Genomic DNA, 23,229 nt, shown 5'->3' on the forward strand with positions numbered 1-23,229 from the left:
GTTTAATTCTTAAATTTAGCCAATGCAAAAGAACCTTTATCTCATCCTCATCTCATTTTTTCTTACCAGTTGCTATACTTACCAGGTAAAAAAACAGGTGGATCCGACAACCGGCAACAAGCAGGAATCTAAAAAGAATACAGCTCTTGCCAATACCAATTCCCCACAAATGCAAAGTACAGCAGTAAGTAATCCTCAAAACCAAAATATACAGCAGCCTCCTGTTCCAGTCAATGTTCAGGAAAAACTTACGGCCGGTAAAAATGTTAAAATTGACGTTGAACGCAGAAGTTATAAAGTGATCGTTGACCGATGGGAAGGTGACAGCCTGGTTGCCCATCCGGTTCGCAATGCTAAAAAAACACTCAAATTCCATAAAAACCAGATCGATGCCGAGAGGATCAGGGAAAAACGCTTTTCACAACCCATCGCTGATATTCTCACAGTCACTGCATATGCTGCCATTGGGGTTGGAATTTATCTTCTTGTGCAATAATAAAAGAGTTTTTTGTATTCATTCCTGAAACAATTCAGACAACCTGGGACAGAAAAACTTATGATATCCAATCCTTCATAATGGTAGTAATTGCATTATGATTCATTAATTATGTTTTGATGAAGGTAAAAAATTTATAAGAAAATTATTGCATAAAAAACCACACGAAACAATCGTGTGGAAAAATTGAGATTAATTCGTTTTATAATTTCCTAAAACTAGGTATGTATGTAGTTTAAAAAATAAAAAAAACAATGCGCTAAATAATAATGTATTGTTGTAATAATTCTTTTTATCTAGCTTCCCTTTATTGATACTTCGAAAAATCCACTGCAAAAATGCACCTGTTGACCTGACTGCCATTCTGAGCTCCGGCGTTGGGTTCGTATTCCGTAAGGCTCCACAGATAATTGTATTGAGATTCATAATAGAGAGATTCTGCACCATAGGGCCATCGGTAGCGTACAGTGTCATCAGCTCCATCGGTATATCTTGCCAACCGGGCGTTGGAGCCATAAGAATTGCTTGGAGATCCCGTACATGAGAGCCATGTTCTGTTTCCTTTCCTGAATACCCCCTGAATGCCATGGGCATGGTTATCGGCAAAAAGGCTGTTCTTCGGACTTACACCAACAATCCCTGAGTTCTGAAGTTTGCCTCCAGCATCAATGGGAAATCCAAAGACTTTAGGAACAATAGAAGCATCAGCACTGCCTGCATAATACTGACCTGTCCAGAGCTGGGTTCCTTCATCGTTGACCTGTATCGTGGAGAAAGGACTGGCATTACTGATCTTTTGATATCCGATCTGAGGTAATATATACCTATAGTTGAAAGCAAACAGATTACCGTTGGTATCTTTACCACATTTGTCATTGGTAGCATCTCCCGTACTGACTTCAATAATTTTATCCAGATCAAATATACGAACACCAAGATTGGTGCTGCTGAGGTAGATTTTCCCTTTGAAATAAGCAATACCTCCGGCATGCACTTTTAACGGAGCATAGGAGCCATACTGAGTATAATTGGTGGTGCCTGTCGGAATATCAGGTTGCACGAGAAGAATATGTCGATAGGTAAGATAAGTACTTGAGCTTGGGCTGATGTCAATAAGCGTAATGCGGGAACCTTTATATTCGGCATCATCTTTTGCATACCAGCTCACCAACAGGTAACGGATACCATCTTTGGTAAATCCGGCAATGCCCTGTGGACGCCAGATAGAGGTAGTTTCATCGTCAGTGTTCCAACGGATTCCCCGGACTCTGTTTTCTTCAGGGATATTGAATCCATAGACTTCCGTGTATGAGTTTCCGCCAATGGCCTGACGGTTTTTATTGACCTGGGAAGGCTTTAAAAAGGTAAATCCAGAATTGATATAGGTACTTGTGTCAACAAAAGGGTTCACACTTACATCTGTAGCCGCTTTAGCAGCATTTACCTGTAAAGGGAGCTCTTCCTCCATTGAGGGAGAGGTTAATTGGTTGTTCTGGCATGCGATACTGGTCACAGCAAGCATCAGCATCCAGCCAAGGAGTTGTTTTTGAATCATAATCAGATCGGTAATGAGGTGTAGAATGTATTACTAGTTTAAATTGCACACGAAACTACCGGATTTCATCGGTACTGAAATTACCTCAGCATTAAATATGTATTACATTTTATGATTCCGGGATCATTCTATTTTTCTTACAAACACGACACGTATAATATACTTTACCATAACAATATTTAATTATATTTGAAAATAAAACTACGTAATCACTCCTATGAAAAATACAATTCCTGAAATACAACTCAGATCCACTACAATTGCAGATCTACCCATTTTATTCCGGTTTCAGCTTGATCCTGAAGCAAACCATCTGGCAGCATTTACCTCAAAAGATTCTGCCAATCAGGAAGCTTATCTTGCTAAATATACCAAACTGCTGGCTGATCCCACAGTCAACAATCAAACCATTATAGTCGATACAGTGATCGCAGGAAGTATTGCCAAGTTTATGATGGAGGGTGATGCAGAGATCACATACTGGATTGATAAGAGTTTCTGGGGGAAAGGGATCGCTACGAAAGCATTAGAAAAACTACTTGCTATGGAAACAGTCAGACCTATATTCGGGCGTGTTGCTTTTGATAACCTTGGCTCACAGAAAGTTTTGGAAAACTGTGGATTTGTAAAAATAGGGACTGACAAAGGATTTGCCAACGCCAGGCAAGCGGAGATTGAGGAATTTATTTACAGACTTGATCATTAATCGCGGGATAAGGCGTAATTTTTTTTTTGGACGGCAGGCGGATTAATCTAGCTTAAAAAAGAAATACACGACCGCTGCCCATTCTTTATTGATACCATTAGCATAGCCGATAGTACTGTGACTGCTATTTTCGACCGTCCCGTTATCTTTGATATATCCTATGGTGGAACGGCTGCTGTTTTCTACGGTGCCGTCTTTTTTAACATAGCCTACAGTAGAATGACCGGCATTTTCTATAGTGCCATCACCTTTGATGTAGCCGATTGTTGAATGATTTTTATTCTCAATCGTTCCGTCAGATTTAATGTAACCCACTGTGGAACGGTTCCTGTTTTCGATAGTGCCGTCCGGTTTGATATATCCTGTTGTACTATGGCTTCCCGACTCTATGGTTTGGGCGTTTACAAGAGAAAGATTAAAAAAAGGAAGGAAGTAACAATAATATTTTTCATGGTTTTAAAATTTTAACAGGTTTATCATATGAGCCCATTTTGATCTGTTCAAAAATATTGATCAGTTTTTTTAAAAACGGTTTAAAAAAGAAAAGATTTATTGTTTTTCAAGATGCTTCATCACCTCTTTTGCCATCTCCTTTGAACTGAACGGATTTTGTCCGGTAATAAGATGATCTGCCACCACAACATTTGAAGTCATGGGAATGAAAGCTTTCTTCAGATCTGCACCCCGTTCTTTGATAGCGGCTTCCAGGTTAAAAGGAACTTCTCTTTTACGTCTGGCAATGGTTTCTTCAAACCAATCAAAACCAGTCATAGATTTATCCTTGATCAGATATTCCCCATTGGAAAGTTTTACATTCAGAAGCCCACCTACACCATGACAAATTGCGGCTACCAGTCTTCCGCCTTCGTATTGTTTTTTAACTACGGATTGTATGGCTCTGTCGTCCGGAAAATCATACATGGTTCCATGTCCGCCGGCCAGATACACCAATTCGTACTGAATATCGGAAACATCACTTAACCGCTGGCTGTTGTTCAGTAATTGCCGGAAAGAAACATCATTCCAGTAAGTCGTGGAAATTTTATCCAGAACAAAAGGCTTGAGGCTTTCCGGATCTACCGGTACATTACCGCCATCTGGACTCGCAATGGTGATATCATATCCTTTTTCTCTGGCAGCGTGATAGATATGGGTAAGTTCACTAAGCCAGAGGCCTGTTTTCAGATGACCGCTGGCATATATGTTGACATTGGTTACAATGATTAAAATTTTTAAGGTGTTCATACTCTTGTATTTTGTATCACAAATTTCGGAATAACAAACTGACGACAAGTAACCCAATTCAGGAAAGTTGTAACCTGATCTCTGAATCTTATCGGTTAGTTTTTACTGTTTTATACCACAAAAATCAATTAAATGAAGCCCTGAATTCCAGTGGAGAGAAAGAAGTACGGTTTTTAAACAGACGATGGAAAGACTGCGGATGCTCAAATCCCAGCTGGTAAGCGATTTCAGAAACCGACATAGCTGTTGTAGACAACAATTCCTTGGCCTTTTCAATTAGTCTGTTTTGGATATGCTGCTGCGTGGTCTGCCCTGTTTGTACCCTAAGCATATCGCTGAGGTAATTTGCACTTAAATTCAGTTCATTGGCTACAAAATGAACAGAAGGAATCCCATTAATAATCAATTTATCCTTTCTGAAATAATCATCCAGTAAATTTTCCAGTTTTGAAAGTAAATCATTGTTCACCTTTTTCCGGGTTAAAAACTGTCGGTTATAAAAACGATCACTGTATTTCAATAAAAGCTCAAGATTAGAGACCAGTAAATCCTGCGTAAAAGAATCCATATTGGCATCTATTTCCTGTTCTACATTACTGATAATATCCATCACAGATTTTTCCTCTTTTTCGGAAAGATGTAGCGCTTCGTTGGTTGCGTACGAGAAAAAACCATAGTCCTTCACTGTTGAAGCCAAAGGATACCCTTGGAAAAAGTCAGGATGAACAACCAATACAAAGCCTTTTACACCGTTTAAAAGAATATCTTCAAACTGCAGAACCTGATGAGGTGCAATAAAGTACATAAACCCTTCCTCAAAATCATAATACTGCTGCCCATATTTGCATTTTCCACCTGCGCAGTCTTTTTTCAGGGCAACTACATAAAAATCGGTTATTACGGTACTGAGAATGGTTTCAGGCTCCAATTGTACATCATCAAAATTAAATACACTGATCAAAGGATTTGAAGGTTTCCTCAATCCTAAAAACCGGTGCAGTGCACTGATGGATGAAACTTTTTCCGGAGTTTTCATTGGTTGCATTTCAGATTTATTCATTTTTTTTAAACTAGACAGTGAAATAGACTCACTGTTCTATGAGTGTTAAGATATTACGATGTTTTAAACTACATAGACACATAGATTTAGTTTAATAAAATACATACTTGTATTTTTCCTTCAATCATCATTTTCTATGTGTCTATGTGATTAGATAAAAACTCTTTTTAGCCTATTCTAAGGTAGTGATTTTATTGTTTTCCTGAAAGCTGTTCTGCTTTTATCTGCATGATCCCCTTTTTGTAGTCTGTTACCTGAAAGCCAGGAAAACGACTTCTGAACTTTGAATCATCAAAGATATTGTCATGCTCATATCTCGGTAGCAACTCCAGCAGCTCTTTCACTCTTTTACTGAATAAAGATCCGATGGTGAAGAAAAACTTAGGAACAACGGAATATTTCAGATCTTTTCCATAAATCCCTGACGCTATTCTGATAAATTCACGGTATGTCGGGTGGCTTTTATCAACGGGAAGGTGCCAGGTCTGTCCGTAGGCATCTGGAGTATTTCCAATTAATGCGGTGGCACGGCTCGCATCGGGAGTCCATATTAAACTTCTTTTTTGTCTGCACTCAAGGGAACCTTCAGCGTTTTACCCTCTCTGATGTTATTAAAAATCAAAGTATTGGTAATACTTTGTGTCTTTCCCGGTCCATAAAATTCTGGAGCACGACAGATAACCGCTTCCAGCCCGCCGGATTGTATTTCTTTCAATACCATATCAGCCATTTTTCTTCTTACCTTTCCTTTTCTGCCAACCGGGGCAAATGTCGTGTTTTCAGTCAGTACCCTGTCATCCTGCGGATACATATAGGTATTATCAAAAAACACGAGTTTTGTACCGTTGACCTTACAGGCATCAATCACATTACGAAGAATAAGAGAAAAGTGTTTTTCCCAAAGATCCGAACTTATCGGAAGTCCTAAAGTGAAATAAGCAATCTCACTGCCTTCTACCGCTTCTATGGCTTTTTCACGACTTGAAAGATCTGCAGAGAATACCTCATCGGTATCATTGACTTTTTTGCATCTCTGCTGACAATACGAATATCGGAAGTGAAATTTCTTTTTAATTCTCTGGCCAGCTCTTCGCCAATCTGTCCGTTGGCACCTAATATTGTTTGCATATTATTGTATTTTTAATTTTTTTAAACCTGAAAGATCAGGGGTTACATTACTCTATGACGGTTTGATTATACCTGATTATATCCATTGTGATGTGGTTTTATTATTTTCTGTTGTTGTTAAAGATTTCATATCCTGTTGTTTTTAATAAGACAAAGTTCAGAAGAACTGAAATAAACAGAGTATCTCAATTAAGGGAAGTTGTAACAGAATCTCTGTTTACGAATAGAAAATATAAGTTTATACAATAAAGGAAGAATTGACGGTGATGATGCGTGGAGTATTTATTTTATGTTGTTTGCTTATACATATAAATGCTATTCTTCCAAAGATTTGAATGTATCTATAGCCTGGATTTACAGTAGTATGGGAAAGTGTCAGTCATTAAAAACAATGAAAAGTGACCTTAAGTTTGTTGCAGAAAAATCTAAAATTAAGACTTTGAATTATGAAGCCACACTCTCCCATTTGGAAGTCATGATATTTTACTAAAAAAGCACCATGATATGAATGGTGCTTTTTGTTGTTAAGAGATTGCCAATAAAAGCGGCTTATCTTTTATTATTTTAGTTGTGAATTTGCTTTCTGAACAAAATCATTCCATTGTGTATTCAGATGGGCGATTGCAGTTTCCTTTTCTTTGTTGTTCAATGAAGAATAATTAATTGAATTAAAAACAAGCTTTTTCAGCGCTTTTACATCAAGTTCCCAATATGCAAATGCGGTCCAGAAATCATAACTAAGCCCTTCATAGCCGTACACACTCGGATCATCACTATTAATGGAACACTGAATTCCGTGGCTTAGCAAAACTCTCGCCGGATGATTTCTCATATCGCTTACATAACCTAAAATCTGATTACTGATGGGGCTTACTTCCACCAATTTGTCCTGTTTTTTGACCAATTTCATGGATTCCGGAAAATAAATCAGGTTAAGACCATGGCCAATTCTTTTGTTATCCAGCAATGAAACATCCAGAATATTTTTGTTAAAGACGGAAGTAGTTTCTCCGGCGTGCAGGAAAAGTGGCATATTCACCCCATATTTCCCGGCCAGCTCATTCAGCTTGTTCCAGTTTTTCTGAAAAGAATTGATACTGTGCCCTGCAGCCTCATCTGCCACAAGATCAAATCCTGAAATCATATCCGGGAATTCTTTTTTCAATGCAAATGCAGTTTCCAGCTGTTTTTCAATGCTTTCGGGATCTAAAAATTTAAAGCTTGAATAGATTAATTTTAAGCTAAACTGTGGATCAGATGTACGTATCTCTTTCACAATGTCCTGCAGATCAGTAACAGTTTTCGTGAGAGGATATTTCCCGTGCTGAAAATCATACAATTCATCAAAGACATATCTGATCTCTACATGCTGTACGTTGTCCTTCAGGAGTTCACGGAAACCTTCTTTATAATATTCTTTGAAAAAAGGACGATAAGGCAACAACAGATTGATGCGGGTAAACCGTTTTTCAAATTCAATCCAGTAATCATTATAATTGCTCAGGTTATCCCGTTTTAAAGTGAGAAGTCCCAGCAATTCCTTTTCAAAATCAGGTTGTGCAGTCAATTTCTTATCAAGACTGACAAATCCCTGAGGTACTTTTCCGTTTTCAAAAAAAGCCAGCTGTCCGTAAATAAAATCTTTGGTATCTTTCTGGTCAAAAACGTAGCATTCTTTATATTTTCTTGCCGCTGAAATAACCCATTTCATACTTGCCAGACCTCCGCTATGGGTGTGCAGCAAACCACCTTTAGGCATTTTCTGAATAATCTTAAATAGTGCAGTGCTTTCAATCAATGGTTTTATCTGATTAAAAGAACTATTATATATCGGGATTTTTTGTTTCTCTGTTTCAGCCAGAAACTGCTTTCTTAGCTGAAATAGTTTTTTGTCCAATACCGATTCGGCATCAGATAGCTGAATATCGGCATCAAAAGCCTGTGCTGCATTTTCTTTTTCTAATAATGTCCACTTCTGCTGATATGCAGATTGTCCGTCCGCCTTGGTTTGGGCTCCCAGCAAAGGAAATCCAAAAAGCAGAGCGTAAGTAAAGTATTTTCTCATCATAATTTGGGGATCTCTTTTGCACAGTCATTAATCCATCATCATATCCGGATACGAAATTGTGCAGGTAAATAATCTTCAAAAATATAATTAATTTTTCTAGAAAACATCCGCAGGCTTGGGAAAAATTAATTATTCTTCTTAGTCTTAACAAAGGATTTTGTTCGGCATTCTTACTTTCCGCCTTAAGAAATGATCAATTATAATTTTAATACTATAAAATTTTCCAATATAAATTCTTTGGGAAACTTGCCCATCACTTTATCTGTATTACTGATAACTAATCAAATAAGCCTGTTTGTTTAATGACTGTACCTCTTTGAATCAGGATCATAAAATAACCAAAAAGTCTACAAAAACAATAGACTTATTATGTTAATTTTAATTCATGGCGGCAAACTCTATTTTTTTTAAAACTTTTAACATTTATGCAGCAAACACAAATACCTATATATCAATAAGATAAATATAAAATGGATTATTCAATTCTATTAACCCACTAATTTAGTAGACTAATATGATTTATCTCATATGCCCATTTAAACGATGTTCATGAATTATTAAATAATTTTGACCCAGTTAAAAAAATTATAAACTTTATTCTCATGAATAAGAACTCCTTTGATTCTTACCTGCTCACCATCATGACTATTGCAGCTGCTCAGCAAAAAAACTGTACAGATAAAGGTCTTTCAAAGCATACTATCATTTCTGAAGATATGTGTTTCGAATCTATGATGTGTATGTGTACCATGATGATGTCATAACTTTCGAAGGAATACACATTACTGTAGGAATTAAAGTCCAATCAGTTCAAGACCTGATCTAACCAGGGCATACTTCCCCCTAGCTTTTAATACTCCCTATTGTATCCTCCCTGAAAAAGGAGGCAGGAAATTATTATTTCATAACCGGAGAAATCACAGTAATACACCCGTTCAATTTTAAACTTAAATATGATACTAGAATGAGAAGAAAACAATGTAAAATCGGTGTATTGGCCCTGCTCTTATTGGCAGAATATGGCTTTGCACAAACTAAAGACAGCCTTTCCAAAGAAAATGCCATTAAAGAAGTGGTTGTAGTAGCTTTCGGAAAGCAAAAAAAGAAGAAATCACCGGATCTGTGCAATCTTTAAAAGCCAAAGACCTTTCTAATCTCCAAAACGGAAATATCCTTCAGGGAATCGGAGGTAAAGTAGCAGGAGTACAGGTTATTTCTTCCGGTCAGCCCGGCTCCCAACCCACCATCAGAATGAGAGGAATCGGTTCTATTAATGCATCCAGTGATCCGTTAATTGTCCTGGATGGTATTCCTTACAGCGGAAACCTTAACAGTATTGCAGCCTCTGATATTGAAAGTATATCCTTTCTTGAAGATGCTTCCTCCAATGCCCTATATGGTTCCCGGGGAGCCAACGGTGTCATTATTGTGAATACAAAAAGGGGTAAAAATAAAGGACTTGGCATTGAGGCTGATGTAAGAACGGGAGTTAATTTCAGATCCATTCAGGATTATCCGGTGTATACTTCACCACAGGATTATTATACTGCTTTTTATAACAGGGCAAGGATTGGTGAAGTGGCAAGGCTAAAGCAACCGGGAGCTGTTCCTTCAGGTCCTACTCCACATGATGTAGGGTTGACTGCATTGAACAGACTTGGATATAATGTTTATAATGTACCTTTTGCCCAACTGATCAGACAGGATGGTTCTTTTAATCCCGATGCCCGGTTATTATATCAGGACGACTGGAAAAAACTTCTTTTCAAGCCGGCTTTAAGAAGAGAGGCGACCGTTGGAATTAATGCCAACGGCGATCAGGTAAAATCATATACCTCTTTACATTATCTGGATGACAAAGGATACCTTATCTCCTCAGGATTTGAAAGATTCGGAATACGATCCAATATAGATTACTCCATTACTTCAAAATTAAAATTGACCAGTGCCCTTTCCTATACCTACAGCAAACAGGATTTTGGTGAAACGGGCGGGTTTTCAAATCCTTTCCAGTTTGCAAGAAATATTTCACCTTTTTATCCTGTTTTCTTGAGAGACGACAATTATCAGAGATTATATGACAGCTATGGAAATCCTTTGTATGATTACGGAGACGGAAGCGGTCCTAACGGTGCGACAAGATCCTATGCCGTTTTCGAAAATCCGGTAGGTAACCTTCAAAAAGATAAATCACAAACCACAAGCAATATCACCAATATCAACCTGGGGCTAAATTATGAAATCATTAAAGGTTTGGATTTCACCTACAACTTCGGGGCCTATCTTGAAAATGTAAGAAATCTTCAGTTCGGAAACACAGAAGGAGGAACTTCTTCATCCGTAGGCGGTACCCTTACCAAAGGATCACAGTTCAGATACACACTGAATCATCAGCAATTGCTGAGTTACCAGAAAAAAGTGGATAAGCACAACTTCAACATTTTGATTGGTCATGAATTAAACAAAATCAAAAATGAAGGAATGTCAGGAAACAAACAGCAGCTTTTATTGCCAAACTCTCTGTCTTTTGACAATGCGGTAAAAATAACAGATCTTTCTGGGAATGGCTACGAGTATGCTGTAGAAGGTTATTTCTCAAGATTGCTTTACAATTATGATGGTAAATATTTTTTTAATGCCAATGTAAGACGCGACGGTTCTTCCGTTTTCGCTCCGGAAAGCAGATGGGGTACTTTCTACGGATTGGGGGCCGCATGGAATGTTGCCAAAGAAGATTTCCTGAAAGACAATTCCGTGGTGAATGCCCTGAAATTAAAGGTCTCCTACGGTCAGCAGGGAAATGACAATATCTTGCTCGATGCCTCCACAAGAGATTATTATGCGTACCAGGACATCTACGGAATTAATAATTTCGGTGATGATAAAGCGGTTGTATCACCTAAAAAAATAGGCAACAGAGATCTTAAATGGGAAACTTCAAAAACCTGAACGCAGGGTTTGAGGCTTCATTTTTCCAAAACAGACTTACTCTGAATGCGGATTATTTTGAGCGAAAAGTATCGGATATGATTTATGCTCTTCCTCTGGCTCCATCCAATGTGGGTTCTTATGTAAAGTATGGCAACATCGGGGACATGATCAATCGGGGAGTACAGATAAATGCCAATGTAGATATCCTTAAAAAGAGGATATACAATGGAATATATATGCCAACGCTACACATTATAAAAATACCATTACAAAACTTCCGGCAGAACAGAGAGGAACGGGACTGGTTTCAGGCTTGTTTATTTTGACAGAAGGCGGAGACCGATATACGTATTACCTTAAAGAGTTTGCAGGAGTAAATCCGGAAAACGGAGATGCTTTATGGTATCGCACTTCCATTAATCCAACGACGCAAAAGGAAGAAAAAACCATTACCAACAATTATAAAGAAGCAACCGATTACAATACCGGAAAATCAGCTATTCCCAAAGTATATGGAGGATTCGGAACTGATATCACTTATAAAAGGCTGAATTTATCTGTAAACTTCGCCTACCAGTTTGGAGGGTATGGATATGATGACATCTACAGAAGTTTATTCCACTCAGATACGTATGGTTCAAATTACTCCACAGATCTGGATAAAACATGGGCCCCGGAGAACCCGAATGCTTCATTACCGCGAGTAGACCTGACTTCCACCAATCAAAATGGAAATTCAACACTTTACCTGATCAAGTCAGATTATATCAGTCTTCAGGATGTGACCCTTTCCTACCAGCTACCGGAAGGTTTTGCCCAGCAGGCAGGTTTATCAGGTCTAAAGGTCTATTTGACAGGAAACAACCTGTATCTATGGTCGAAGAGAAAAGGATATGACCCGAGAGCTTCCCTAACCGGAGTTTCCGATTCATACAGATATTCTCTGTTGTCAAGTGTCTCTTTAGGTTTTAAACTAACTTTTTAAAAGAATTTATGAAAACAATAAAATACTTTATCGCAACCATAGCTATTGGCCTTAGCACAAGCTGCGCCAATGATCTCAATACTTTACCTGACGGTGATATTTCCGGAGAACAGCTCAACACCGACAAATCGAGCCCTGAAAAAATTCTGGGCGGAATCTATCTCGACCTTCGAAGCAACGGAGCCGGGGGAACCACCTCACATTCCGACTTCGGAATCATGGCCATGAAGGCCGGAGCAGATCTGATGTCTAATGATGTGATACAATCTACCAACCAGCACTTGGGAATGTTTTATAATTATGAAGCTACCAACGCCAGTAATATAGCTTCAGAAATTGTATGGACCACTTTTTACGCAAGAATATTTGTCATCAATAAACTTCTCGACGAATTAAAAAATGATACCAGTACCAAAAACAGAGCAATTAAAGGCCAACTGCTTGCCCTGAGGGCCTACTCTTATTTCTACCTTGTCCGATTCTATGCTAACGATTATAAAGGACATGAATCAAATCCCGGATTACCCCTTGTACTCACAACCAGCAATCCTAACCAGGGACTTCCAAGATCAACAGTGGCAGAAGTGTACGGACAGATAACGAAAGATATTGAAGAATCTATTCTACTTCTCGACAGTTTTGCCCGCCCTACCAGAGCTCAGATTGACCAGAGAACAGCCAAAGCAATTGCAGCTGAGGTATATCTGCAAACGGGAAATTACGTAAAAGCAGGTCAGTATGCAGCAGAAAGTAAAGACGGTGTCGCTTTAATGACTGAAAACGAATATACAACGACCGGATTTTCCAATATTAATAATCCTGAAGTTATCTGGGGATTCCATAATACGATATCCACGATGAGTATCGGAAATTACTATGCCTCGTTCTTCTCGATGTTCGACAATACCAATGAAGGATATGCCGGTGCAGCTCAAATCCGTAAGTTAATCGATAAACGTTTGTACGAAGCCATCCCGGAAACAGATTACCGTAAAAAAGTTTTTAATGGCAGCCAAAATGCTCAATATACCTTTAATGGAAAGACCAAAAACTATCCTCCTTATGTAAGCTGGAAGTTTAAAGATCCGAGCCTCTTTGAGGGAGATTATATTTACATCAGAGCGTCTTCTCTGTATTATATAGAAGCAGAAGCATTGGCCAGACAGGGAAGGGAAGCCGAAGCAAGACAGGTATTATTCAATATTGCGTCAAAAAGAGATACGGGATATATCCTTTCTTCCAAATCCGGAAATGACCTGATCAATGAGATTATCCTTCAGAAAAGAATAGAACTTTGGGGGAAGGCTATGCATGGTTTGATATGAAAAGGCTCAACGTCCCTTTGGAAAGAGTGTATACCGGTACAAATCATACTTTCGGCAGATTTAATCTAACGCCTGATAAATTTAAATTTCAAATCCCAAATAAAGAAATCAATAATAACCCTCAAATCAAACAGAATGACTAGATAAGCCTTCGCTGAAAAGCCTTTACAATTTTTTAATATATTCTATGTAAGACATCATTTTATTTTAAATGGTGTCTTTTTTTCATAACGGTAGAAACAGATTGATAAAGTTGTTTTGAGCCTGGGATACTCAAGTCATTATTCTCCTCAGTTTTTATTATCATGAATACCAAGTAAAAATTTCACACAGACTTTATGAGTAAAATTGATAGGTGTATAGGATCTCTTATTAAAGGATATTAATCAAACTTAATAAACATCTGATCAAAATTCAACGTCATCGTATGAAACTGTCGGATCACATCCTGTCCGATATTTCCGTAAACCGTTTCTTTATTAATCTTATTTTTTAGTACGCTAATGTTTTTAAGACTAATCGATTGATCAAGAATATGAAAAGTATGATTAATCTTAAACCCATCATACTCAATTTTACCTCCGGCACCTCCCATTGCTATCTTGGTAGCCTTATACCGGTTGTCAATTTCTTCTTTATACTCCCTATAAAACGGTTCATATAAAATCGTATGATCAGCTCCTGTATCCAACTTATAATGTTTGCCATCTACAAAAATAAGTGGAGTTAACCCATCAATGGCCATATTAGAAAGAGCAGGTATCTTAGTCTCTTTTTCAGGAACAATAAAAAAGTCATCCTGGGTTAATTGCATTTCCTTTAATGCTGCAATAACGGGAAATCCCAAAATCCCATTAATCTGATAATTGATTTGTGGAAAACTCAATGCATTGTCTGCAAATACCAAAAAAATGGCATTTTCAATGACTGTATTCCCTAGTACTATTTTTTTACAAACTGCAAGATCGGCTTTAGCTGAAATACCGGTAATTGCATCCACATCAATATCTGCCGGGATCATCTTCATACCTAAACGTTTCGCTACCGATGCAGAGACGGTAGAAATATTAGCTCCGGTATCAAAAATAAAATTCATGGTCTCCTCTCCCACTCTTACCTTTAGATTCTTTAAACCAGCTGCGTCCTTTTCCATTTTTAACCTGGTTTCACCGTTCAATGTCAATTTTTGTTGAGGTTCATTTTCAAGGGCTGTCCAGATTCTAAGATTATTTTTCAAATCTTTTATCTCGTCCCCGGTTAACAAATGACTGAATTGTTTAAGAACTGCAACCAATGCATTTTTTGCGCCTGCATAGTCATGTTGTTTCATACAGTTATCCTCCCATATACGGCCTATGGCAAGCATCAGTGAATCCGAAAGCGGTGTTTTCGACTTTTCCAGCTGGCTGATTTTCTGATTAGACTTTTCTGGTTTGTTAAATGCATTATCAAGTATTGCTTCTGTAAAGTATTGATATTCTACACTTAATACCCTTTTATTGTCGGCAAAAAGATCCCGCGCTTTGAAAAAATTCTTTTCTTAATTTCTTTATAAATATTTTCAAATGTGTTATGAGGCATCTGGCTGAAACAGTAAGTAGATAATACTACCGCAGTAGAGACCAGCAATTTCTTGATCACTTTCATACTGTAAAAGATTTTATACATAAAAATTTTTTGTTTTAATAGGCATTGTTTCAGAGGAAAAATATTATCAGTTTTTGTATTACTATTCCGAATTTTGGATAACAGGACTGCTAAATTATTACATACGACAATACAATGATATAAATTACAGTAAACATTTACGTAATAGTCAAATAAATAATTCCACTTTTATTCTTATCAAAAAAAAGATAAATACTGGTTCAGATTTCAAAATATCTCTAATAATGAAAAAAAATCTTATCAGATCGGCGATATCTGTTTTTTTAACATTTCAGAACCATATGATGTTATCTATCAAAAGAATATAAATTTCAACCATAAACTAAAAATGTGAAATACTTTACTTAACTCACTTTTTTCAAAAATAAAACAACCCTTTTTATCAAATCCATAATGTTAATTTTTCCCAATTTTTTGTCTTAAATTCCATATTATTTTTTTGTAATATTAAGAAAAACAAATCTCCTAATATTGAAATATTATATATTTTATCACTACCTTTGCTTAATATCATGCTAATTATAATCATTTTTTTTACAATTATAAAGACCATAAAAGCCTGTTTAATAAGGATAAATAAATAATTAACATGCTTTAATATGATTTAAATAATTTTATTTTAAATATTGAAAATTAGTTGAAAAATTACACTTATAATCAATAACAAAGTATAAATTTTACAAATAATAACAAATAAAAACAGATTATAAATATGCATATTGTGTTTTATTTATAAAATTACATGATCATTCCAATACCGATTTACTATGAAAAATATGATTATTGTGAGGCTAAAGCCTTTTGAAAAGCCAGGCATAACCCTTGAATCCATTAACACATTAGAAGGGAAAACATTATTAGAGATTAATCAATCAAATAGGATTTTTTTTGACAATGTCATAAAAGTACATTTTTAATCTTTTCACATAAAAAAACTATGCTCTTATGCCGATGAATCTGAGCAGCTTATTATAATTTTTTTGCTATCACTTCAATTAATTATTGACGCCATGAGAAACTTGACTATTATCGGATTAACCCCTTTTGAAAAACCGGACGTTAACCTAATTCTAAAATTACATCAGGCAGGTGCTTTTCCCGTACTAAGCTTAGGAAAAGACACAGCAACTGCCCAGCAAGCACTGAATCAACTCAACCACATAGATATCCCTTCATATGGTATCCACTTCACAACCAAACAACAGGATACTCTTCAGATCCCGGGCAAAGTAAGCCTTGCCATTGTTCCGTATGGAAGTTCAGTAAATTTTTCTCCTGAAATTTCTGTGATCTATCAGGTAACCAACCTGGAAGAGGCCCTTCTGGCTCAACAATACGGAGCGAAAGGAATCATCATCAAAGGGAATGAAGCCGCCGGGCTGGTGGGTTACGAATCTACATTCATCCTTTTCCAGCGTATTATCCAGGAGGTACAGGATATACCGGTATGGGTACAGGGAGGAATAGGACTTCATACCGCTGCTGCCGTGAAGTCACTCGGCGCTGCAGGTGTTATTTTAGATAGTCAGCTAGCCTTATTCCCGGAATGCTCTGTTCCTCAGGATGTCAAAGAAGTATGCTCAAAATTAAATGGTACGGAAACTAAAATCATAGCCAATCACAGGGTATTGGTAAGGCCCAACTCACCGGCAATTTCCGATCATATCACCTCAGAAGAACTTACCGCATACTTCAAAGATCTGGATATCAGCAGCAGTTACATCCCAATGGGACAAGACATTTCTCTTGCGACAGATCTTTATGAAGATTTCAAAACATTGAAAAAACTGGTTTTTGCATTGAAAGAAGCCATGTACGGCCACTTGAAACAAGCAAAAGCCCTTCATGTTATCGATAAAAACAACATTATCGCCCAGGAACTCGGACTTCGCTACCCTATCGCTCAGGGACCGATGACTCGCGTAAGCGATGTGCCGGCATTTGCCAATGCCGTAGCAGAAGCCGGAGCTTTACCTTTTGTGGCTTTATCTTTATTAAAAGGTGAATCGGCAAAATCTCTGGTGATGGAAACCAAGAAGCTTGCAGGTGAAAAAACCTGGGGTGTAGGTATTTTAGGATTTGCCCCACAGGAATTAAGAGAAGAACAGACTTCCTATATATTAGAAGCCAAACCTCCTGTTGTCCTGATTGCCGGCGGAAGACCAGCACAGGCAAAAGTGTTTGAAAAAGCAGGAATAAAATCATTCCTTCACGTTCCATCTCCTGCTCTACTGGATATTTTCCTGAAAGAAGGAGCTAAAAATTTCATCTTTGAAGGACGTGAATGCGGCGGCCACGTAGGTCCGCTGTCAAGCACCGTTCTTTGGGAAAAACAAATTGAGCGTATCTTAAAAGAAGATCACCCTGAGACTATCAGTATATTCTTTGCAGGAGGAATCCATGATGCTTTTTCAACCGCATTTGTTTCGATCATGACTGCTCCTTTAGCTGCCAGAGGTGTGAAAATCGGAGTATTGATGGGTACAGCTTACCTTTATACTCATGAAGCTGTAGAAACCGGAGCTATCCAGCAGGAATTCCAGCTACAGGCAATGCAGGCAAAAGACACCGTATTACTGGAAACAGCACCGGGACACGAAACCCGTTGCCTGAATACAGCCTTTGCCGATCATTTTAACACAGAAAAGGCAAAATTACTGGCTGCCGGAACGGACAAGAAAGTCGTTTGGGAACAACTTGAAAAACTCAACGTAGGACGTCTTCGTATCGCAGCCAAAGGAATAGAACGCCAAGGTGATACATTGGTTAATATCCCTAAAGAAGAACAACTTGATCTGGGCATGTATATGATCGGACAGGTGGCAACCATGCATAATAAAGTTATTTCTCTTGAACAACTTCACCAGACCGTGGTTGACAATTATGAATTCGTTCAGAATGCCGCCCTTCCTGAAGAACCAACTTCCACAGAAAAACCATTGGACATCGCTATTGTTGGGATGGAATGTATTTTCCCCGGAGCCAAAAACCTTGAAGAATACTGGAGAAATATCATTTTAGGAAAAGACAGCGTGACGGAAGTTCCGGACGAAAGATGGAATAAAGACCTTTATTACCATCCGGAATCAGACGGACCGGACGTCTCGCACTCCAAATGGGGCGGATTTATTCCAAAAATCGATTTCGATCCACTGACATTCGGTATCCCACCACAATCTCTTGCCGCTATTGAGCCGACACAGTTATTAACCTTACTGGTTGCCAAAAGAGCGATGGAAGATGCCGGATACGGTGAAAAACATATTAACAGAGACAATATTTCCGTGATCATTGGAGCCGAAGGAGGTAATGACCTTGCCAACAGCTACAGCTTCAGGGGGATATTATAAGCAGGTTTTCGGAGAACTCCATCCAGAAGTACAGGAAGCTTTCCCTCATACCACCGAGGATTCTTTCCCGGGTATTTTAGCCAATGTAATCGCAGGTAGGATTACGAACCGTCTGGACCTTGGCGGACGAAACTTTACCGTAGATGCAGCCTGTGCATCATCGCTTGCAGCCATCGACCTTGCATGTCAGGAACTGGTATTAGGAAAATCCGATATGGTTCTTGCCGGAGGAGCAGACTTACACAACGGAATCAACGATTATCTGATGTTCTCCAGTACTCATGCTCTTTCCAGAAAAGGAAGATGTGCTACCTTCGACAGTGAAGCAGACGGAATTGCTCTTGGAGAAGGAATTGCTATCCTTGTATTAAAAAGATACGAAGACGCAGTACGTGACGGCGACCGTATTTACTCTGTTATCAAAGGAGTTGGCGGATCAAGTGACGGAAAAGCACTTGGATTGACTGCACCCAGAAAAATTGGCCAGGTAAGAGCTTTAGAGCGTGCTTACAGCCAGGCTGGTATCAGTCCTGCAGCAGTAGGACTGGTGGAAGCTCACGGTACAGGAACCGTAGTGGGAGACAAAACTGAATTAAGTGCATTGACGAACCTTTTCAGCCGTTCAGGAGCCCTGCCGGGACAAACCCATTTAGGTTCCGTGAAAACACAGATCGGCCATACAAAATGTGCTGCAGGACTGGCAGGATTAATCAAGGCTTCTCTTGCAGTCTATCATGGAGTAAAACCTCCTACCCTTCACCTTCAGCAGCCTAATGCTTATTATAATGCCCAGACCAGTCCATTTGCTTTCTATGCGGAAAGTGGTTTATGGACAGAAGAAAACAGATATGCCGGAATCAGTGCGTTCGGATTTGGAGGAACAAATTTCCATACCGTTATTGCGAATCATCCTAAACAGGACAATTCTATTGCTATGCAATCCTGGCCTTCAGAGCTTTTTGTATTCCGTGGAGATACTTACGAAGAAGCCAAAGGACAGTCGAGCCGGATCAAAGCCTTATTGGAAATCAATGATGGGATCGCTTTAAAAGATATCGCTTATAGCTTAAGCATCAATTCAGAAAAGCCAATTCAGTTCAGTATTGTTGCAGACACCGCTGAAGATCTGATGATGAAGCTTGAGCTGGTATTGTTAGGTATTGAAACCAAGGATACTTTCACCGTTAATAAAAAAGAAGGTAAAGTCGCTTTCTTATTCCCGGGACAAGGCAGCCAGAGGATCAATATGGCTCGTGATTTATTCGTAGTATTCCCTGCGATGCGCAGCCTTATCGATCAATATCCTGAGCTTGAAAAAGTAGTATTTCCATCCACTACATTTGATGAAGCGGCTTTAAAACAACAAAAAGAAACTATTAAAGATACGCGCTTGGCACAGCCTCTTTTAGGAATTGTTGATCTGGCATTGGCCAAATTCCTGGAATCTCTGGAGATTGTTCCGGATATGCTGGCAGGCCACAGCTATGGAGAATTACCGGCTTTATGTTTTGCAGGAGTATTTGACGAAGAAAAACTGGTGGACTTAAGTATCCAGAGAGCCCATTCTATTCTGAACTCTGTACAAGGCGGAGATCCGGGATCCATGTTAGCCGCAAGTGCAACTTACGAACGCTTACAACCTATCCTTGCAAAAGCAGAAGGATGTTATCCGGTAAACTTTAATGCTCCTACACAATGTGTGATTGCAGGAAGTACGGAGGCTATCAACAAACTCTTGGAAGTTCTTAAACAGGAAGGTATTTCAGCTAAAAAACTGGAAGTCGCCTGTGCATTCCACAGCCCGTTACTGGCAAAATCCAAAGGTTTATATGCCGACGTATTGAAAGATGTTTCTTTTGGTGAAATGCAGATTCCGGTATGGTCGAATACAACCGCAACAGTATATCCGTCTCAACCGTCTGAAATAAAAGAAAGACTGACCGATCACCTTGTACAGCCCGTAAGATACGTAGAGCAACTTCAGGCTATGTATAATGACGGAGCAAGAATATTCATCGAAGTAGGTCCTGGAAAAATCTTAACAGGGTTGACAAAATCTTGCATAGAAAAAGATCATCTGAGTCTTTATGTGGAAGATAACAGCCGTAATAAATTTACGCACCTTCTTTGCATGCTAGCCCAATATCTGGGTACAGGTCGTAATTTCAATATCAATAAACTTTTTGAGGGCCGAAATGTTCAGGTGATCGATATCGCACAGCCTGAATTGTATAAGAAAAGCCCGGCGATATGGCGCGTTAACGGACAAACTGCACATCCGACTACAGGCACACTGCCTTCCAATGGTGCATTACCTATTTTAAATCCAATCCAAATGAACAGTTTTACCAACCAACAAGCTCCGGCAGCGGAAGGCCAGTCAACGGCTGAACGTATGCTCCAGGAATATTTAAATAGTATGAAATTGATGATACAGGCGCAACGTGATGTGATGCTTTCCTTCATGGGACAGAATCCACATGTACAATCTGCTCCTGTATACACTACACCGGTAGCTGCTCCTGTACAACAGCAAATGGCAGCCATCCCGGCTCAACAACCTGCCTATCAGCAAGCTCCGTCAGCCGTAGCTCCAGTACAACAGGCTCCGGTAAGAGATATCAAATCCCTGTTACTGCAGGTAGTAAGTGATAAAACAGGATATCCTCAGGAAATGCTGGGTATGGAAATGGACCTTGAAGCCGATTTAAGTATCGACTCCATTAAAAGAGTAGAAATCATAGGAACCCTTCGCAGTGAACTGGGAACATTAGCCAACGGTAATGCCAATGAAGATACCGTAATGGAACAATTAGCAGGAATCAAAACCCTTAGCGGACTTGTTTCATGGCTTACTGAATTTACCGGAACGCCTGCTTCAGCAACCCCTGAAATAAACGGATCCATAACTGAATCTGCTATTTCAAAACCAGAGGCACAAACAGGATTCTCCCTTGAAGATCTTCAAAATGCCATCTTAAATATTGTAAGTGAGAAAACAGGATATCCTAAAGAGATGTTAGGCTTGGATCTTGATTTGGAGGCAGACTTAAGTATCGACTCGATCAAGCGTATGGAAATCATCGCTGACCTTAAAAATAAAATCGGATTCGGAGAAAACCTTGAACAGGCTGATGATATTATGGAAAAACTGGCTGCCATCAAAACCCTTCGCGGATTGGCTGGCTGGATCAGTGAGATGAATGGTGAAAACAACGAAATCACCAGTGAAGCAAAGGAAGCTAATGCTCCTGAGGGAGCAAATAACGTACTGTCAAGACTCCGTTTTGATATTACGCCTACTGATGCTTCCTTATTACAAAATACTGAAGTTCTTCAAGGAAAACGTTTTGCTATCACTCAGGATAACAGCAAACAAACCTCAGCGATCAAACGCGAACTGGAAAAACACGGGGCTATTGTGGACCTTGTAGATGCTGAAAAAGACCTTTCCGATTTTGACGGATTGATTATGCTCGATATCTTCTCCTCTTCTGATAAACCAAGCATCATTGATCATGTTGATTTGATTAAAAAGCTTGATTTTGATAGAGCAAAATGGGTTTACCTTATTTCTGATGTTCCTGCTCATCTTCAGGAGATCAATGATGCCCGCGCATTACGCCATCACCAGGGATATCCGGGACTTTTCAAAAGTCTGGCAAGAGAATTTGATCAGACGACTTGCAGACTGATCAGCCTGAGCACCCCTCAGGAAATGGATCAGATTGCTGAAATTACCTTAAAAGAAATACTCACCAATGACAAACCTGCTGAGGTTATTTATAAAAACGAAAAAAGACATAAAGTAGACATCATCCCGTCGCCATTGTCCACAAGCCTTGAAGAAGCTCACATTCAATTAGATTCTAAATCTGTTGTGCTGGTACTTGGAGGTGGACAAGGAATAACAGCGGAGCTGGTAAAACATATGTCTGAGGCATATCCTTGTACTTATATTCTGGTAGGAAGATCAGCAGACCCGAGAGAAGAAGCTGAAAACCTGAAAGAATTTGAAGGTCTGAAGTCCAAAGAGGAAATAAGGGCTTATCTTATCAGATCCGGACAATTCACTTCTCCTGCTCAGATTGAAAAAGAGACGGTAAGGGTCTTCAAAAACAACCAGATCTTACGTACCATCCGTGATATGGAAGACTTGGGAAATACCATTATTTACCAATCATTAGATCTGTGTGACGAAGAAGGATTGAGTACTTTGATCAGCAATATTTATGAAAAATACGATCGTCTTGATGGGGTAATCCACGGGGCTGGTCTTTTGGAAGATAAATTATTCAAACAAAAAACAACAAGCTCTTTCGGCCGTGTATTTGACACCAAAGTGAAACCCCTTCGTGTATTGGCTGAACAGCTTCGCTCAGACTGCCAGTTTGTTGTATTGTTCTCAAGCATTGCTTCCGTATATGGTAACAAAGGTCAGACAGATTATGCTGCGGCCAACAGTGTACTGGATGATTATGCTAATGCTTTAAACAAAAGGTTAAAAGGAAAAGTACTTTCTATTAACTGGGGCCCATGGAAAGGCGCAGGAATGGTTTCATCCACTCTTGAGACAGAATACGAACGCAGAGGAATTTCTATGATTCCATTGGATGAAGGAAAAGAAATCTTCCTCAACGAGATCAAGTACGGTACTGAAAGCCAGGTACTGATCATGTCAGGAAATAATTGGTAAACACTGCATAAACTAA

Annotated in this window: 8 protein-coding genes and 5 pseudogenes; 6 read left to right on the forward strand and 7 right to left on the reverse strand. The window is 38.9% G+C overall.

The window, feature by feature from the left end:
* Positions 1-22 precede the first annotated feature (22 nt).
* The gene (locus H3Z85_22310) at positions 23-496 is read left to right on the forward strand and encodes a hypothetical protein (protein ID QPQ51887.1); all 474 of its coding nucleotides are present in this window, start codon (positions 23-25) and stop codon (positions 494-496) included.
* A gap of 307 nt (positions 497-803) precedes the next feature.
* Here the strand turns inward: H3Z85_22310 and H3Z85_22315 are convergent, their stop codons facing one another.
* Positions 804-2,051 carry a hypothetical protein gene (locus tag H3Z85_22315; GenBank protein QPQ51888.1) on the reverse strand — a complete coding sequence of 416 codons (1,248 nt, stop codon included), beginning with the start codon at positions 2,049-2,051 and terminating at the stop codon, positions 804-806.
* 217 nt (positions 2,052-2,268) lie between these two features.
* Between H3Z85_22315 and H3Z85_22320 the strand changes: the two genes are divergently transcribed.
* Positions 2,269-2,757, forward strand: a complete 489-nt coding sequence (locus tag H3Z85_22320; GenBank protein ID QPQ51889.1) for a GNAT family N-acetyltransferase — start codon at positions 2,269-2,271, stop codon at positions 2,755-2,757.
* Between the two features lie 42 nt (positions 2,758-2,799).
* On the opposite strand, the pseudogene H3Z85_22325 reads toward H3Z85_22320, so the two are convergent.
* The 5 genes and pseudogenes from H3Z85_22325 to H3Z85_22345 all read right to left on the reverse strand — a co-directional run bounded on the left by H3Z85_22325 (position 2,800) and on the right by H3Z85_22345 (position 8,258).
* A pseudogene (locus tag H3Z85_22325) lies at positions 2,800-3,156 on the reverse strand (hypothetical protein).
* Positions 3,157-3,306: 150 nt separating this feature from the next.
* Positions 3,307-4,002 (reverse strand): type 1 glutamine amidotransferase domain-containing protein, encoded by a 696-nt coding sequence (locus tag H3Z85_22330; GenBank protein QPQ51890.1) that lies wholly within the window; start codon positions 4,000-4,002, stop codon positions 3,307-3,309.
* 124 nt (positions 4,003-4,126) lie between these two features.
* Complete coding sequence (locus tag H3Z85_22335) at positions 4,127-5,038, reverse strand: helix-turn-helix transcriptional regulator (GenBank protein QPQ53984.1); 912 nt, start codon at positions 5,036-5,038, stop codon at positions 4,127-4,129.
* Between the two features lie 215 nt (positions 5,039-5,253).
* A pseudogene (locus tag H3Z85_22340) lies at positions 5,254-6,190 on the reverse strand (NAD-dependent epimerase/dehydratase family protein).
* A gap of 559 nt (positions 6,191-6,749) precedes the next feature.
* Entirely contained in the window at positions 6,750-8,258 is a 1,509-nt protein-coding gene (locus tag H3Z85_22345) for an adenosine kinase (protein ID QPQ51891.1), read from the reverse strand.
* A 602-nt stretch (positions 8,259-8,860) separates the two neighbouring features.
* Between H3Z85_22345 and H3Z85_22350 the strand changes: the two genes are divergently transcribed.
* The 3 genes and pseudogenes from H3Z85_22350 to H3Z85_22360 all read left to right on the forward strand — a co-directional run bounded on the left by H3Z85_22350 (position 8,861) and on the right by H3Z85_22360 (position 13,642).
* Positions 8,861-9,022 (forward strand): hypothetical protein, encoded by a 162-nt coding sequence (locus H3Z85_22350; protein ID QPQ51892.1) that lies wholly within the window; start codon positions 8,861-8,863, stop codon positions 9,020-9,022.
* Positions 9,023-9,222: 200 nt separating this feature from the next.
* Positions 9,223-12,174, forward strand: a pseudogene (locus tag H3Z85_22355) (SusC/RagA family TonB-linked outer membrane protein).
* Positions 12,175-12,182: 8 nt separating this feature from the next.
* A pseudogene (locus tag H3Z85_22360) lies at positions 12,183-13,642 on the forward strand (RagB/SusD family nutrient uptake outer membrane protein).
* 239 nt (positions 13,643-13,881) lie between these two features.
* On the opposite strand, the gene H3Z85_22365 reads toward H3Z85_22360, so the two are convergent.
* A complete protein-coding gene (locus H3Z85_22365) occupies positions 13,882-14,829 on the reverse strand; it encodes a retropepsin-like domain-containing protein (GenBank protein QPQ51893.1) in 948 nt (315 codons plus the stop codon).
* Between the two features lie 1,348 nt (positions 14,830-16,177).
* Here H3Z85_22365 and H3Z85_22370 point away from each other — a divergent pair.
* Positions 16,178-23,213, forward strand: a pseudogene (locus H3Z85_22370) (type I polyketide synthase).
* Positions 23,214-23,229 lie beyond the last annotated feature (16 nt).

Source organism: Chryseobacterium indologenes (assembly GCA_016025055.1).
GTDB lineage: Bacteria > Bacteroidota > Bacteroidia > Flavobacteriales > Weeksellaceae > Chryseobacterium > Chryseobacterium indologenes.